The organism is Streptomyces sp. NPDC093149 (genome assembly GCF_044754145.1).
In the GTDB taxonomy this organism is placed as follows: domain Bacteria; phylum Actinomycetota; class Actinomycetes; order Streptomycetales; family Streptomycetaceae; genus Streptomyces.
In genome coordinates this window covers 386072-401478 of record NZ_JBIVON010000001.1, presented here as the reverse complement: position 1 = coordinate 401478, position 15407 = coordinate 386072, and the positions used below count along the sequence as shown (strand labels likewise).

Genomic DNA, 15407 nt, shown 5'->3' with positions numbered 1-15407 from the left:
CCGGTTCCACCGAGTTCTCGGATTCACAAGCGCCGCTGAGGCGCGCGGCGAAGGGCCGTCACTCCCCCGCTCGGGAGCGACGGTCCTTCGTCGTTGTGGCGGAAACACGACATCACCCCGGGCGGGTGCCGTCGACGTCGCGAACCTGCCGGACACCTCCCACCGGTGCTTGTGAACTGGGGCGAACAGCCCTCGCGTCACCGAGCACAGGACGGCACCGCCATGACCACCGCGGCCACCACGCCCATCCGACCGACCGCCACCGCGCCCCGCACACCCCTGCGCGGCCGGCTCGCCGTCCTCTCCGTGACGCTGGGCATCTTCTCGATCGTCACCACCGAGATCCTGCCCATCGGCCTGCTCACGTCCATCGGGTCCGACTTCGCCGTCTCGGACGGCACCGCGGGCCTGATGATGACCATGCCCGGAGTCCTCGCCGCCGTCTCCGCCCCCGTGGTCACCGTGGCGACGGCGCGCGTCGACCGTCGGGCGATGCTCTGCGTCTTCATGCTCCTGCTGGCCCTGGCCGACTTCCTCACCGCCGCGGCGAGCGACTACCGCATCGTCCTGGTCTCCCGTGTGATGGTCGGTGTCACCATCGGCGGCTTCTGGTCCATCGGGGTCGGGCTGGCCGGGCGGCTGGTCCGCCCGGCGTCGGCCGGCCGGGCGACCGCCGTGATCTTCTCGGCGGTCCCGCTGGGCTCCGTGCTCGGCGTCCCCGCGGGTACGTTCATCGGCGGTCTGGCCGGCTGGCGGACGGCGTTCGTGGTCATGGGGGTGCTGAGCGCGGGCGTGCTGGCCCTGATGCTGCTCGTGCTCCCGGCGCTGCCCCCGACCCGGGTCACCCGCGCGAGCCTGCTGCGTACCGTGCTCGGCCGGACCGGCACCCGGTTCGCGCTGCTCCTCACCTTCCTCATCGTTCTGTCGCACTTCGCCACGTACACCTATGTGACGCCCTTCCTGGAACAGGTCACCCACGCCGGTCCTGCGCTGATCACGGTGTTCCTGCTGATCTACGGCGCCGCCGGCATCGTCGGCAATTTCATCGGCGGCGCACTCGTTTCGCGTCGGCCGCGCACCGCGGTCTCCCTCGCCGCGGGGATGATCGCCGCCGCGACCGCGCTGCTCCCGGTCCTGGGCCGGTGGCAGGTGGGAGCCGTCGCGCTCCTGGTCCTCTGGGGTGTCGCCTACGGCGCGGTGCCGGTCTGCTCGCAGGCCTGGTTCGCGAGGTCCGCGACCGACGCCCCCGAAGCTGCGTCCGTCCTCTTCACCGCCTCCTTCCAGGCGACCATCGCCATCGGCGCCCTGGCGGGCGGGGCCGTCCTCGACCATCTGTCCGTGTCGGCGGTCATGCGGCTCGGCGGGGTGGTCGCGGCCGCCGTGGTGGTCGTGGTGGCCCTGGCCGGGACGCGCTTCGGACGCCTCGGCGCACGGCGAGGGTGAACCGCCCCGTCCTCGTCGTCTGCGACCGCCGTACGAAGCGGTCGCCGCCCCGCGCCCCGCCACACCCTCGTCGCACAGAAATCCGCATGGGTTAGGCTCGCCGGGGCGCAGCGAGGGGCCTCGACCGGGGTCCGGGCATCACATGTCACCGCATCGGACTCGCCACCGGCCCCGTCCCACCCTGAGCGGCGATCCCGGAACAACCGGAAAGAACTGTTCAGGTATCGGCCCGCTGCTGGGCCGGAATGTGAGGGCCGCCCGTGCGGGACTACTTGCTCATGCTGTTCATCACGGCTGCGGTGACCCATCTCCTGACCGGCCCCGTACGGAAGTTCGCCATCGCCGTCGGGGCGATGCCCGAGATCCGGGCGCGCGACGTCCACCGCGAACCCACTCCCCGCCTCGGTGGCATCGCCATGTTCGGCGGGCTGCTGGCCGGATACCTGGTGGCCTCGCACCTCCCGCACCTGGAGGAGATCTTCACCCAGAGCTCGACGCCCCGGGCGCTGCTGTCCGGTGCCGCGCTGATCTGGCTGCTGGGGGTGCTCGACGACAAGTGGGAGCTCGATTCGCTGGTCAAGCTCGGCGGGCAGCTGCTGGCCGCCGGTGTGATGGCGTTCCAGGGGCTGACGATCCTCTGGCTCCCGGTACCGGGCACCGACGGGATCTACCTCGCCGACTGGCAGGGCACCCTGCTGACCGTGGGACTGATCGTCTTCACCATCAACGCGGTCAACTTCGTCGACGGGCTCGACGGGCTGGCCGCCGGTACGGTGGGCATCGCGGCGACGGCGTTCTTCCTGTACGCCTACCGGCTCTGGTACGGCTACGGCATCGAGGCCGCGGCGGCCACCACGCTGGTCTCCGCGATCCTGGTGGGCATGTGCCTCGGCTTCCTGGTGCACAACTCGCACCCGGCCCGGATCTTCATGGGGGACTCGGGGTCCATGCTGCTCGGGCTGCTTCTCGCCGGGTGCGCCGTCTCCGTCACCGGTGAGGTCGACCCGAGTCTCCTCAAGCAGACCGTCGACGGTACGTCCGGGTCGGCCGCGATGGTGCCGGTCTACATTCCGCTGCTGATGCCGCTCTCCGTCATCGCGCTGCCGGTCGCGGACCTCGTGCTCGCCGTGGTCAGGCGTACGTGGAACGGACGGTCCCCCTTCTCCGCCGACAAGGGCCACCTCCACCACCGGCTGCTCCAGCTCGGCCACTCGCACCGTCGGGCCGTGCTGCTCATGTACTTCTGGTCGGCGCTGTTCTCGTTCGGGATCGTGGCCTATTCGGCGCGGGGCGCCAAGTCCTGGATGCTCTCCGGGATCGCGTTCGTCTGCGGGCTGGGCCTGCTTCTGCTGCTCCAGCCCCGCTACGACTTCGCCATCACCGACCTGCTGGCCCGGATGAGGCTGATACGGCCCAGGGCCGGGGGGCGTGTGGTCGCCGCCGGCGGAAAGCGCACCGAGGCCGACGAGGAACGGCGGGTGTCGGCCGGGTGACGGGGGTGCCCTGCTCGCCGGGGGCCGCGACCTGAGCAGCCGCTCCCCGCGCCCGGTTCATCCCTTGGTCGCACACCCGCAGATCTTCGGGGGAGGCCCGCCCCCGCACCCGCTCGGCGGGCCGGCGGCGACACGCGAACCCCGGAGTCCGACCGGCACCGGGAACCGAAGCAGGCCTTCCGTGCCCTGGCCCGGTGCTACGGACGAGCGGGGCGCCGCTGACGCGCGTCGCCCGGAGGGCCGCACGGAAGGCGGCGGCCTGCACATCGCGCTATCGGTTGCGCAGCGCGTCCACGGCGATGCGGGCGGCCGTGCCGATGACGGCGTCGGCCGCGGGGAGCGTGGCCGCGGTGTGGGCGGTGCGGGTGAAGACGGCGACGGCGTAACGGCCGCCGTCGGGGTACTCGACGACGCCCACCTCGTTGCGCAGCGTCGGCAGCGATCCGGTCTTCCCCGCGACGTGCACGTCGTCGAACGGGAAACCGGAGGCCAGGCGGTGCGGCCACACCTGGAGACCCATCACCCGTCTGATGGCGGCGCCGTGTTCGGGCGGGCACGCCTCGTCGCGCCAGAGGGCACGCAGCAGCCGGGTCATGTCCCGCGGGGTGCTGTGGTTGGAGCGGGCCGGGTCGAGGGCGCGCAGCCGCGCGACGACGTGCGGGTCGGCCAGCGCCTGGGCCCCGGCGGGTCCCGCGTCCTCCTTGATGCCGGCGAGCATGGCGCCGAAGGTGTGCACGGCCCTCGTCGCGTCGAGGCCGAGGCGGGCCGTCGCGCGGTTGACCGCGTCGAGACCGACCCGGGCCAGGAGCAGATCCGCCGCGGCGTTGTCGCTGACGGCCATCATCAGGTACGCGAGATCGCGCAGCGACAGCCTGGTGGCGTCCAGCATCGCGGCGAGCCCGGTGGGCCCCGGGGTGCGGCCGTCCGGCGAGCATTCGACCTGCTCCGTGAGGTCGAGGTCGCCGGTCGCGGCCAGGTCGTGCAGCGCGACCAGCAGGCACAGTTTGTGGACACTCGCCGTGCAGACCAGCTGGTCGGCGTCGACGCCGAGCCAGGCGCCGGAATCGATGTCGAGGGCGTGCAGCCGCCCGGTCACTCCGGCATCGGCGAAGGCCGCACGGATCCGGTCGGGGGCGTCGGGCACGTTCACGGTTCGGGTCACAGCCAGTACTCCGCTGCCGGGCGCAGATGCATCGGGCGGGTGGGGGTGTCGGGGCGGGCGTCGGCGGTGGTGCGCAGCGCGTGCGTGGCCGCGTCGGCGAAGGCTCGTACGGCGGTGTCGCCGTGCCCGCGCGGCCAGGCGACGGAGTGCCGCCAGGCCAGCGGGGCGCCCGCGAGCGGGCGCCACACCAGGTCGGTGTCGGGTTCGGCGGGCTGTGCGTCGCGCGGGCCGAAGGCGACGGCGCCGACGGAGAGCACGAGACCGCGCACGAAGCTGGCGCCCTGGCCGTGGCGGACCGCGGGCGGTGTGTAGCCGCCGCGGGCACAGGTGGTGAGCAGATCGTCGTACAGCACGGGGGCGCCGGCCCGCGGGAAGAGGATCAGGTCGGATCCGGCGAGCGCGGAGAGCGGCACCTCGGCGAGTGCGGTCGCTTCGGCGTCGCGCGGCAGCAGCACGCCGAGCTCGCGCCGGAGCACCGGGCCGAGTTCGAGGCCGGTCACGTCGCAGGGGTGGTGGATGAGTCCGACGTCGAGTTCGTGTGCGGCGAAGCGGGCGAGCTGATCCGTGGTGGACAGTTCGTGCAGCTCCAGCTCCACGCCGGACCGCCGGTCCCGGAACCCCGTGAGGAGCGCGGCGACGGTGTCACCGGCGATGTCGGGCGGCAGCCCGGCCCGCAGCAGTCCGCTCTCGCCGTCCCTGATCCGGCGCGCGGCCGCCCGCAGTGACTCGGACCGGGCGAGCAGCTCGCGCGCCTCGGGAAGCAGCAGCAGGCCCGCCTTGGTGATGGCCACCTGGCGGCTGGACCGGTCGAAGAGCCGCACCTCCAGCTCCCGTTCCAGCCGCTGGATGCGCTGCGACAGGGGCGGCTGAGCCATCCCGAGGCGGGCCGCGGCACGTCCGAAGTGTGACTCTTCTGCAACAGCCACAAAGCACTCCAGGTGCCGGATCAGGTCCACGATCAGCAATCATATGTAATTTTGATCGTTTGCCCATTGATATCCGACTTGGACAGAAACCCGGCCCGATTGCTCTCCTCACGGCATGACGCACCCTTCCTCATCTGCCGACGCGGACTTCGGGCACACCGCCACCCACCTCCACCGCAACCGTCGCCCCGGCCTCCGGGCGGGCATCGCCGTGACCGTCGTGACGGCCGTCGCCGCAGGCGGCGCGTATGCCGCCGGACTCGGCCCCTTCGAGCCCGACGACACCCCCGACCCCGCCGCGACCGCTCAGGCCCGGGCGTTCCTCGCGGACTGGGCGGGCGGCCGGCTCGACAGTGCGGGCTCCCGCACCACGAGTCCCGCGAAGGCTCAAGAGGTGCTGCGCAACTTCACCTCGGGTCTCGACATCAGCAAGCCGGAGCTCACCCCGGCGCGGGCCACGAAGGAGGACGACGGCACGGTCCGGGTCGCCTTCACGGCGAAGATGCCCGTCACGGGGCTGGGCACCTGGACCTACCGGTCCCGGCTCCCCGTCCGGGAACAGAAGAACGGGGCCTGGAAGGTCGACTGGTCCCTGTCGCTCGTCCATCCGCGTCTCAGCGACACCGCCAAGTTCCGCCTGGAGCGGGAGGACACTCCTGAGCCGAAGGTCACCGACCGGAACGGGACGTCCCTGACGGGCGATGCCCATCCGTCCCTGCGGCCGGTGCTGACCCGGTTCGCCGGGGGCGGCACCGGACCGCGCGGGGCGATCCGGCTCGTCGACCGGGCCACCGGCGAGGTCGAGGGCACGGAGACCACCTTCGGGAAGAAGGACGGGCAGCCGTCCGGCAGACCCGTGACCACGACGCTCGACGCCACCTGGCAGGCAGCGGCCGACAAGGCCCTGGCCGACGCGGCCGACGGCAAGAACGCCTCGCTCGTCGCCCTGAGGGTCGACAACGGCGAGATCCTCGCGATGGCCAACTCCCCCGCCACCGGTTTCAACCGGGCGGTCTCCGGTACGTACGCGCCCGGCTCCACCTGGAAGATCGTGACGAGCAGCGCGCTGCTGCTCAAGAACGCCGTCGCGCCCGACGACGTCGTGGACTGCCCCAAGTACCTCACCGTCGGCAAGGAGTTCCACAACGTCGAGACGTCCGAGTTCCCGGGCGCCACCTTCCGGCAGGACTTCACGAAGTCCTGCAACACCGCCTTCATCAGCCTGCGCGACAAGCTCGGTGACGCCGAACTCGGCGATGTGGCCCGGGAGTACTTCGGGGTCGGACAGGAGTGGCACGTGGGGATCCCGTCGTACGACGGCTCGGTGCCGGTGCCCAAGGACGAGACGGAGAAGGCCGCTTCGATGATCGGACAGGGCCGCATCCAGGCGAACCCGCTGATCATGGCGTCCGTCACGGCGACCGCGGCGTCCGGCCGGTTCCACCAGCCGACCATCGTCCCCGGCGCCGAGGACACCACCTCGACGAAGCCGCTCCCGTCGTCCGTGGTGACTCGACTGCGCGCGATGATGCGGGCCACCGTCACCGACGGCACGGCGCATGTGCTCGCCGATCTGCCCGGTGACATCGGCGCGAAGACCGGCACCGCGGAGGTGTCCGAGAGCGAGCCCAACAACGGCTGGCTCGTCGCACGGCGCGGCAATGTGGCTGTGGCGTGCGTCGTCGAGCAGGGCGTCACGGGTGGCGGTTCAGCCGGTCCGATCCTGCACAGCCTCTTGTCCGCCGTCCCTGACGACCCGTCGTGACGCCGGGCTCCGGGCTCCGGGCTCCGGGCCCCGGGCCCAGGGACGAGACGAGACCGGCTCACGACGGGGCCGGCCCCCACTCCCGGCCGGTCTCCGGCTCAGGCCTTCGGGGCCACCTTCGAGAGGCCGTTGATGATGCGGTCCATCGCGTCGCCGCCCGTGGGGTCGGTCAGGTTGGCGAGCATCTTCAGCGTGAACTTCATCAGCAGCGGGTGCGTCAGGCCGCGCTGGGTGGCGACCTTCATGACCTTCGGGTTCCCGATCAGCTTCACGAAGGCGCGGCCCATCGTGTAGTAGCCGCCGTAGGTCTCCTTGAGCACCTTCGGGTAGTTGGTGAGAGCCAGTTCGCGCTGGGCCGGGGTCGCGCGGGCGTGGGCCTGGACGATGACGTCGGCGGCGATCTGGCCCGACTCCATGGCGTACGCGATGCCTTCGCCGTTGAACGGGTTGACCATTCCGCCCGCGTCACCGACGAGCAGCAGGCCCTTGGTGTAGTGCGGCTGGCGGTTGAACGCCATCGGGAGAGCGGCGCCGCGGATCGGACCCGTCATGTTCTCCGGGGTGTAGCCCCAGTCCTCCGGCATGGACGCGCACCACGCCTTGAGGACCTCGCGCCAGTCCAACTCCCTGAACGCGGAAGAGGAGTTGAGGATGCCGAGACCGACGTTGGACGTGCCGTCGCCCATGCCGAAGATCCAGCCGTAGCCGGGCAGGAGCCGGTCCTGGGGGCCGCGCCGGTCCCACAGCTCCAGCCAGGACTCCAGGTAGTCGTCGTCGTGGCGGGGCGAGGTGAAGTACGTACGCACGGCCACGCCCATCGGGCGGTCCTCGCGCCGGTGCAGGCCCATGGCGAGCGACAGCCGGGTGGAGTTGCCGTCGGCGGCGACGACGAGCGGGGCGTGGAAGGTGACCGGGGTCTTCTCCTCACCGAGCTTCGCGTGGACGCCGGTGATGCGGCCGGTGCGGTCGTCGACGATCGGGGCGCCGACGTTGCAGCGCTCGTACAGCCGCGCACCCGCCTTCTGTGCCTGGCGGGCCAGCTGCTCGTCGAAGTCGTCGCGCTTGCGGACCAGTCCGTAGTCCGGGTACGCGGCGAGATCGGGCCAGTCCAGCTGGAGCCGGACACCGCCGCCGATGATGCGCAGACCCTTGTTGCGCAGCCAGCCGGCCTCTTCGGAGATGTCGATGCCCATGGAGACGAGCTGCTTGGTCGCACGCGGGGTGAGGCCGTCACCGCAGACCTTCTCCCGGGGGAAGGCCGTCTTCTCCAGAAGCAGGACGTCCAGTCCGGCCTTGGCGAGGTAGTACGCGGTCGTGGAGCCGGCCGGGCCGGCCCCGACGACGATCACATCCGCGCTGTGCTCGGAGAGGGGCTGCTCGGTCACGGTCGGATCTCCCGAAGACTCGAAATCGCGTGCCGCGCGGCACCTGTCCCATGCAGTCTATGGGGGTCCGCTGATCAACTTTCCGAAGGGCTCCCCGATGTCGACCGTGCCACTCGCCGCCCCTTCCCTGCAGTTGCGTGTCCCGACCGACGAGGACGCGCTCTCCTGGCACCGCGCGTTCGACGATCCCGAGGTGATGGAGTTCTTCGGCGGTGCGTCGGAGGAACTTTCGATGTACGAGGAATGGACCGCCCGACAGCGCAGACTCGACGCGGAGCTGGGGTACTGCCTGTGGACGGTGCTCGGCGAGGACGGCGAGGTCGCGGGCTTCACCGGCGCCCAGCCCTGGCCGCAGACCGCGTACGGCCCGGTGGGCGAGACCGAGATCGGCTGGCGGCTGGCCCGCTCGGCCTGGGGCCGGGGTTACGCCACCACCGCCGCGCGCCTCACGCTGGAGCGGCTGCGCGCGGCCGGGGTGGAACGGGTCGTGGCGACGATCGACGCGCGCAACGAGCGCTCGGTCGCCGTGGCCCGGCGGCTGGGGATGGAACGGGCGGAGAGCTTCACGGCACCGCGGTCCGGGAATGAGGTGTGCTGCTTCCGGCTGGAACTGGCCCCGTGACAACGGGCCGGCCGGCCCTTCGGGGTTCGGGCCCGGTCGCTCGGGCCGCAGAGCCACCCCGCCGGGCCGCGGGCCCCGCCTGCCGGGGCAGGGGCCCGGTCCTCAGGGCCGGGACCCGGAGGACGGCGGGCGCACGCCCCGGTGCAGTGCCACCACACCACCGGTGAGGTTGCGCCAGGCGACCTTCGACCAGCCGGCCCGCTGGAGTTTCGCCGCGAGCCCGGCCTGGTCGGGCCAGGCCCGGATGGACTCGGCGAGATAGACGTACGCGTCGGGGTTGGACGACACCGCGCGCGCGACCGGCGGCAGCGCCCGCATCAGGTACTCCGTGTACACCGTGCGGAACGGCGTCCACGTCGGCTGCGAGAACTCGCAGATCACCACCCGGCCGCCCGGCTTCGTCACCCGGTACAGCTCGCGCAGCGCCGCGTCCGTGTCCTGGACGTTGCGCAGCCCGAAGGAGATCGTCACCGCGTCGAAGGTCTCGTCGCGGAACGGCAGCCTGGTGGCGTCGCCCGCGGTGAAGGGCAGCCAGGAGTTGCGCTTCTTGCCCTCCTGGAGCATGCCGAGGGAGAAGTCGCACGGCACGACGTACGCGCCCGTCGCGGCGAAGGGCAGCGAGGACGTCGCCGTGCCCGCGGCCAGGTCGAGGACCTTCTCCGCGGGCCGGGCGTGCACCGCCTTCGCGACCTCCTTGCGCCACAGCCGGGCCTGGCCGAGCGACAGCACGTCGTTGGTGAGGTCGTAGTTCGCCGCCACGTCGTCGAACATCGTGGCGACTTCGTGCGGCTGCTTGTCCAGGGAAGCTCGGGTCACCCGCCCATTCAAGCAGCCCCGGTCCGTCGTGCTTCGCGCCGGTCGCGAGTCGTGTCCGTGCAGACTGAACCGATTCCGTCCACCGGCGGTCAGTACAGGGGGAGCACGGAGTCATCGGGAGCAGGGGGAGCACAGATGTCCGCACAGGGCACGCGCCGGCGGTTCTGGCCGGAACGCGGCCGGAACCGGCTGCTCGTCGCCGTGGTCGTCCCGGCCGTACTGATCTGTGCCGCCATGGTGGGGCCCCGGTGGAACGGTGGCGGTGACGGGAAGGCGGCCACACCGTCCGCGTCCGGGAGCGTGTCGGAGACCGGCAGGTTCACCGTCGCCCGCGCGGGCGTCGCGGACGGGGGCAGGCCCAGGGCCGGAGGCAACGCCTACCGGGTCGAGGCGGAGAACGGTTCGGGCATCGACCCGGACGAGGCCGCCGCCGAGATCGCCCGCATCCTGGCCGCGCCACGGGGCTGGTCGCACCACGGTGAGCACACCTTCCGCCAGGTCGCCGACGGCCCGGCGGGACTGGTCATACGCATCGCCACCCCAGGGACCACCGACGCCATCTGCGGGCGGGGCGGTCTCAACACCCATGGCGAGGTCAACTGCCGGGTCGGCGCCGATGTCGTGGTCAACCTCAAGCGCTGGCAACAGGGGTCGCCCGAGTTCCACGGTCCGCTCGCCGACTACCGGGCCCTCGTCATCAACCACGAGGTCGGGCACTGGCTGGGCCACGGCCACGAGACCTGTCCAGGCAAGGGCCGTCCCGCCCCGGCGATGATGCAGCAGATCGACGGGCTGAAGGGGTGCGTCTCCAACGCCTGGCCGTACGACGCCGAGGGCCGGTACCTGGGCGGCCCGTCGGTGCCGTGACGGGCCCGTCCGTCGGACGGGCCCAGGGGCTGTCCCTGCGATCACGCGCGAAAGCGCCCGATGCGCAGGTGTGGCCGGCACCGGTTCACTGATGCCCGGGGCGCGGGCGGGTGGCGCCGCAGCCGGGTCCGGCGGCGAGGTTGCGGCCCCGTCCGGGAAACCTCACCACGGCCTGCTCTTCGGAGTGAGAGCGTGCCCGGTCCCCGCAGGCCGGCCCTGATCCGGCGCGCAGTACGGCAACCGGCGCACACGGGCTCGGCCGCGGCGGAGGACCAGCCGTCCGTCGAGCACCCTCGCCGCGCAGCTCACGGCGCCCGCGGTGCGCAGCGCCGCGAGGTCCCGATATGCCGAACACCGCTGCCCGTTCGGCTCCGCCTCGCACCGGTCGCGCACCGGCGCCGGAACGTTCCGGAACTCGACTTCAACCTTTTGGCCACGGCATTACTCAGTAAAGGGGTGAGAGACCACCGAGACCCCGGAGAGGGGGACAGATGACCGCAGACGGCAGTCGGGACTCCACCGGATTCGAGGAGTTCGCCCGGGCGAACCAACGGCGTCTGTACCGGACCGCATATCTGCTGTGCGGCGAGGCGGAGAGCGCCCGCGACCTGACCCAGACGACGCTGGCCAAGCTCTTCCAGCACTGGCACCGGGCGAGCAAGGCCGACCACCCCTCAGCCTATGCGCGCACCGTCCTCACCCGGACGTATCTCGCCGAGCGCCGACGCCGGCTCCGCGACTTCCTGGCCCACAGCCATGTCGATGCCCCGAACCCCTCGGTGGGCCCCGAGCTGACGGTGACGCTGCTGACCGCGCTCGACGAACTGCCGCCCCGCGCCCGGGCGATGGTCGTCCTGCGCTACTGGGAGGACCTGGACGTGCGGACGGTCGCCGAGCTGCTGCGCTGCAGCGAGTCCACCGTCAAGAGCCAGTGCTCACGCTCGCTCGCCACGCTGCGCACGCGGCTGGGCGACCGGTACCTCTACACCACCCGCAGCTGAGGAGAACGTCATGGACATGTTTCCGGAAAGCGCGCCGCAGGAGACCGCGGACCGACTGATCAGGGAGGCCATGGCGGAGGCGGCCGAGGGGGCGCCGCCGCTGCCGGACCTGGTGCCCATCGCCCTGGCCGTGGGCCGCAGGCGCCGCATCAGGGCGCGGACGGCGATCGGCGGCGGGATGGTGGGAGTGGTGGCGCTCGGGGTGTTCGGCGCGACGCTGCCGTCCTGGGGCACGGGCGCCGGTACCGGCGACGACACCGCGCAGGCCGGGGCGCCCTCGCACGTGCCGAGCACGAGTCATGTGAGTCCCTCCCCCGTACCCACCGGGCCCACGCCCGGCTTCCCGACGCCGTTCCCCTCGTACACCGGGCCGACACGTACGCCCGTCCACGTCGAACCCACTCCGGGCGAGTCGTCCATGGCCGATCTGTCCGCGCCCGAGCGCGGGCGGCAGGAGAAGTTCCAGCAGCAGGCGGCGGCCGTGCTGGACGAGCTGTTGCCTGCGGCGTTCGGCACGGTACGCCCGGTCGACCTGGCCGTGAGCCGCTACCAGGGCGGGTCCGGGGGGCATGTCTTCCCCGTCGTCTTCTCCGTACGCCCCGCCGGTGGCCCGCAGGAGCCCTGCCCGTACGACCCGGAGGGGAAGGAGAAGTACCAGTGCGACAAGGTGACCCTGCTGAACGGGATCGTGGCCCGCGCCGTCACCACGACCGGGAACTCGAAGGGCGGGAAGGACGTCGTCGGCGTCAGCGTCAGCTTCGCGTTCGAGGACAGCGCCGTCGTCCTCTCGGCCGACGGCGACGGCTCCGCCATGGTCTCGGCGCCGGTCACCGCCGACCAGCTGCTCCACGTCGCCCGGGACGACCGCTTCCTGCGCCTGGTGCGTTACGCCCAAGCGTTCCCGATGGAGCCGAGGCAGGAGTCCGTCCATGGTGGGTGAGGAGCGGGGCCGCCGGGCGCGTGGCCGTGGCAGCAGTCGTGGTGCGGCCCGGCGGGCCCGCCGCCGGAAGACCCGGATACGGGTGATGGGCGCCGTGCTGGTGCCGGGTGCGCTGCTGCTCTGCGGGGCGTTGGTATGGGGGCCGTGGGGTGGCGGTGAGAGAGCGTCGGCACGGGCAGGGGCCGCGTCGGGCCGGGGGGCGGTGTCGTCGTCCCCGGGACCGGGCGTCGAGCCCGGCTCCCCTTCGACGCCCGGCAGTCCGCGCCCCTCCGCCTCGGCCGGCGACACCGACGACGACGCCGATTCCGGCGCCGGGAAGGGGCGCACGGAGAGGAGGAAGCCGGAGCCCGGAGAGCGGGCGGACGAGTCCCAAAGCTCGTCCGGGTCCGTGCCCGTGCACGGCTCCGGTGAGTTCGTCACCGCTGCCCCGGCGCACACCGGCAGCCACGGCACCGGCACCGTCCACCGCTACCGCGTCGAGGTGGAGCGGGGCACCGGTCTGGCCACGCGTCCCGCCGCGGCCGCGATCTCCGAGGTGTTCGCCGACCCGCGCGGCTGGACCCGCACGGGGCACGACGCGTTCCGGCAGGTCGGCTCGGGCCCGGCGGGTCTGGTGATCCGGATCGCGACACCGGACACCGTGGACCGGCTCTGCGGGGCGTACGGGCTGAACACACACGGCGAGGTCAACTGCCGCGTCGGCACCACGGTCGTGGTGAATCTGAAGCGGTGGATGCGGGGGTCACCACGGTTCGACGGCCCGCTGGCCGAGTACCGGGCGCTGATCATCAACCACGAGGTCGGCCACTGGCTGGGCCACGGCCATGAGACCTGCCCGGGGCCCGGACGCCGCGCGCCCGCGATGATGCAGCAGATCGACGGACTGAAGGGGTGCGTCGCCAACGCGTGGCCGTACACGTCCGCAGGCACGTACCTGCGCGGCCCGTCCGTCCCGTGACGGCGCGGCGGGCGTGCGTGCCGGACGCCCCGGCCGGACGGGACCACCGAGAACGCGCCGGGGCGTGTTTCGAAAGCAGCGTCGTCCGCCCGCAGGGCGGGCCGGGCGGGGTTCGAAACACGCCCTAACGGCGCCGGTACACCAGCCGCCCGCCCAGCACCGTGGCCACGCACCGCCCCGCCCCCACCGCGCACAGCGTCGCCTCATCGGGTACGTCGAAGACCGCGAGGTCGGCGCGGCCGCCGACAGTGAGCGGGCCGTGCACGGAACCGGGCAGGTCGTACCCCTCCATGAACGGGTCCGGGCTCGGCCTGCCGGCCAGGATGCCGGGGGCGCCGACGGCCGAGACCTCCGTCAGACCCGAGCGGGCCACGGCCATGCGGACGGCCGGGTCGTGGAAGCGGCCCGCGACGTGCGTCGTGCCGTACCGGAGCATCTGCTGCAGCCCGCGCCGTACGCTGCCCGCCCGCCGCGTCGCGTCCATCCCGGCGGCCAGCCGCTCGAACTCCTCGCCCCACAGCGGCTGGTCGCCGAGCGCGTCCGCCTCGCGCGGGTCGGGGTGGTAGCAGCGGGTGAGCAGCCACAGCCCGTGCCACTGCCGCAGTCCCGGCGTGATGACGCCCGGCCATGAGCGGACCCGGGCCGCGGGGTGGGCGGCGACGACCTCGTCGTACGGCCCGAGGGCGACGATCCGGTCGCCCTCCACGGCCACCGCACCCTGCGCAACGGCAGCCGCGCCGACCGGCAGAACCAGCGGCGCGGCATGAACAGTCAGCAAAACCGCCTCAGTTGGCGTTCAGGAGCTTCAGCTCCGGGTGGGCCGTGCCGCCCTCGATCGCGGTGGACGAGATGTGCGAGACCACCCGCTCGTCGATGGGGTCGTTCGCCGGGTCGTCGTGGACGACGAGGTGCTCGTACGTCGTGGCGCGCTGCGCCGGCACGCGGCCCGCCTTGCGGATCAGGTCGATGATCTCCATGCGGTTGGAGCGGTGCTTGGCGCCGGCCGACGAGACGACGTTCTCCTCCAGCATGATCGAACCGAGGTCGTCGGCGCCGTAGTGCAGTGACAGCTGGCCGACCTCCTTGCCGGTGGTCAGCCAGGAACCCTGGATGTGCGCGACGTTGTCGAGGAAGATCCGGGCGATGGCGATCATCCGCAGGTACTCGAAGAGCGTCGCCTGCGTCCGGCCCTTCAGGTGGTTGTTCTCCGGCTGGTACGTGTACGGGATGAACGCGCGGAAGCCACCCGTGCGGTCCTGCACGTCGCGGATCATCCGCAGGTGCTCGATGCGCTCGGCGTTGGTCTCGCCGGTGCCCATCAGCATGGTGGAGGTGGACTCGACACCCAGGCGGTGCGCGGCCTCCATGATCTCCAGCCAGCGCTCGCCGGACTCCTTGAGCGGGGCGATCGCCTTGCGCGGCCGGGCCGGCAGCAGTTCGGCGCCCGCACCCGCGAAGGAGTCGAGACCCGCGGCGTGGATGCGCTGGATGGCCTCCTCGACGGAGACCTTGGAGATCCGGGCCATGTGCTCGATCTCGGAGGCGCCGAGCGAGTGGATGACCAGCTGCGGGAACGCCTTCTTGATGGCGGAGAAGTGCTCCTCGTAGTACTCGACGCCGTAGTCCGGGTGGTGTCCGCCCTGGAACATGATCTGCGTACCGCCGAGCTCGACGGTCTCCGCGCAGCGGCGCAGGATGTCGTCGAGGTCGCGGGACCAGCCCTTGGCGGTGTCCTTGGGCGCGGCGTAGAACGCGCAGAACTTGCACGCCGTGACACATACGTTCGTGTAGTTGATGTTGCGCTCGATGATGTACGTCGCGATGTGCTCCGTACCGGCGTAGCGGCGTCGGCGCACGGCGTCGGCGGCCGCGCCCAGCGCGTGCAGCGGCGCCGACCGGTAGAGGTCGAGAGCCTCCTCCGGAGTGATCCGACCGCCCTCGGCGGCTCGGTCGAGGATGGGCTGGAGGTCGGCCTTCTCGGTCACCGGGCTGTCACCTTTCGGCGGTTTTTCAACGGATCTACGGACCG

At 72.1% G+C, this 15407-nt stretch carries 14 protein-coding genes; 8 read left to right on the top strand and 6 right to left on the bottom strand.

The features are described 5' to 3' along the window. Positions 1-222: 222 nt before the first annotated feature. Together ACIQCZ_RS01975 and ACIQCZ_RS01970 are read left to right on the top strand one after the other, a co-directional pair. Positions 223-1443 carry an MFS transporter gene (locus tag ACIQCZ_RS01975; protein ID WP_402278790.1) on the top strand — a complete coding sequence of 407 codons (1221 nt, stop codon included), beginning with the start codon at positions 223-225 and terminating at the stop codon, positions 1441-1443. 260 nt (positions 1444-1703) lie between these two features. Further along, positions 1704-2936 (top strand): MraY family glycosyltransferase, encoded by a 1233-nt coding sequence (locus ACIQCZ_RS01970; RefSeq protein WP_402278788.1) that lies wholly within the window; start codon positions 1704-1706, stop codon positions 2934-2936. Positions 2937-3207: 271 nt separating this feature from the next. On the opposite strand, the gene ACIQCZ_RS01965 is transcribed toward ACIQCZ_RS01970, so the two are convergent. Both ACIQCZ_RS01965 and ACIQCZ_RS01960 read right to left on the bottom strand, forming a co-directional pair. Continuing rightward, positions 3208-4080 (bottom strand): serine hydrolase, encoded by an 873-nt coding sequence (locus tag ACIQCZ_RS01965; RefSeq protein WP_402280181.1) that lies wholly within the window; start codon positions 4078-4080, stop codon positions 3208-3210. A 14-nt stretch (positions 4081-4094) separates the two neighbouring features. Beyond that, positions 4095-5024 (bottom strand): LysR family transcriptional regulator, encoded by a 930-nt coding sequence (locus ACIQCZ_RS01960; RefSeq protein WP_402278786.1) that lies wholly within the window; start codon positions 5022-5024, stop codon positions 4095-4097. 115 nt (positions 5025-5139) lie between these two features. On the opposite strand from ACIQCZ_RS01960, the gene ACIQCZ_RS01955 reads away from it, so the two are divergent. After that, entirely contained in the window at positions 5140-6789 is a 1650-nt protein-coding gene (locus ACIQCZ_RS01955; RefSeq protein ID WP_402278784.1) for a penicillin-binding transpeptidase domain-containing protein, read from the top strand. A gap of 98 nt (positions 6790-6887) precedes the next feature. Here the strand turns inward: ACIQCZ_RS01955 and ACIQCZ_RS01950 are convergent, their stop codons facing one another. Continuing rightward, positions 6888-8174: a geranylgeranyl reductase family protein gene (locus ACIQCZ_RS01950; protein ID WP_402278783.1), complete on the bottom strand. Its 1287-nt coding sequence runs from the start codon at positions 8172-8174 to the stop codon at positions 6888-6890. Positions 8175-8271: 97 nt separating this feature from the next. On the opposite strand from ACIQCZ_RS01950, the gene ACIQCZ_RS01945 reads away from it, so the two are divergent. Then, entirely contained in the window at positions 8272-8796 is a 525-nt protein-coding gene (locus ACIQCZ_RS01945) for a GNAT family N-acetyltransferase (RefSeq protein ID WP_402278781.1), read from the top strand. A gap of 102 nt (positions 8797-8898) precedes the next feature. Here ACIQCZ_RS01945 and ACIQCZ_RS01940 read toward each other — a convergent pair whose 3' ends face one another. Beyond that, positions 8899-9612 (bottom strand): demethylmenaquinone methyltransferase, encoded by a 714-nt coding sequence (locus ACIQCZ_RS01940; protein WP_402278779.1) that lies wholly within the window; start codon positions 9610-9612, stop codon positions 8899-8901. Between the two features lie 234 nt (positions 9613-9846). Here ACIQCZ_RS01940 and ACIQCZ_RS01935 point away from each other — a divergent pair, with 234 nt between their 5' ends. The 4 genes from ACIQCZ_RS01935 to ACIQCZ_RS01920 all read left to right on the top strand — a co-directional run bounded on the left by ACIQCZ_RS01935 (position 9847) and on the right by ACIQCZ_RS01920 (position 13378). Beyond that, positions 9847-10479 carry a DUF3152 domain-containing protein gene (locus ACIQCZ_RS01935; RefSeq protein WP_402280179.1) on the top strand — a complete coding sequence of 211 codons (633 nt, stop codon included), beginning with the start codon at positions 9847-9849 and terminating at the stop codon, positions 10477-10479. Between the two features lie 491 nt (positions 10480-10970). Beyond that, positions 10971-11480: a SigE family RNA polymerase sigma factor gene (locus tag ACIQCZ_RS01930; RefSeq protein WP_402278777.1), complete on the top strand. Its 510-nt coding sequence runs from the start codon at positions 10971-10973 to the stop codon at positions 11478-11480. 10 nt (positions 11481-11490) lie between these two features. Continuing rightward, positions 11491-12420 (top strand): hypothetical protein, encoded by a 930-nt coding sequence (locus ACIQCZ_RS01925; protein ID WP_402278775.1) that lies wholly within the window; start codon positions 11491-11493, stop codon positions 12418-12420. After that, entirely contained in the window at positions 12410-13378 is a 969-nt protein-coding gene (locus ACIQCZ_RS01920; protein ID WP_402278773.1) for a DUF3152 domain-containing protein, read from the top strand. The genes ACIQCZ_RS01925 and ACIQCZ_RS01920 overlap by 11 nt, the downstream gene beginning before the upstream one ends. Positions 13379-13502: 124 nt before the next feature. Here the strand turns inward: ACIQCZ_RS01920 and ACIQCZ_RS01915 are convergent, their stop codons facing one another. Continuing rightward, complete coding sequence (locus tag ACIQCZ_RS01915; protein WP_402278771.1) at positions 13503-14156, bottom strand: imidazolonepropionase-like domain-containing protein; 654 nt, start codon at positions 14154-14156, stop codon at positions 13503-13505. Between the two features lie 7 nt (positions 14157-14163). After that, positions 14164-15363 (bottom strand): cyclic dehypoxanthinyl futalosine synthase, encoded by a 1200-nt coding sequence (gene mqnC / locus ACIQCZ_RS01910; RefSeq protein WP_402278769.1) that lies wholly within the window; start codon positions 15361-15363, stop codon positions 14164-14166. Positions 15364-15407: the final 44 nt, after the last annotated feature.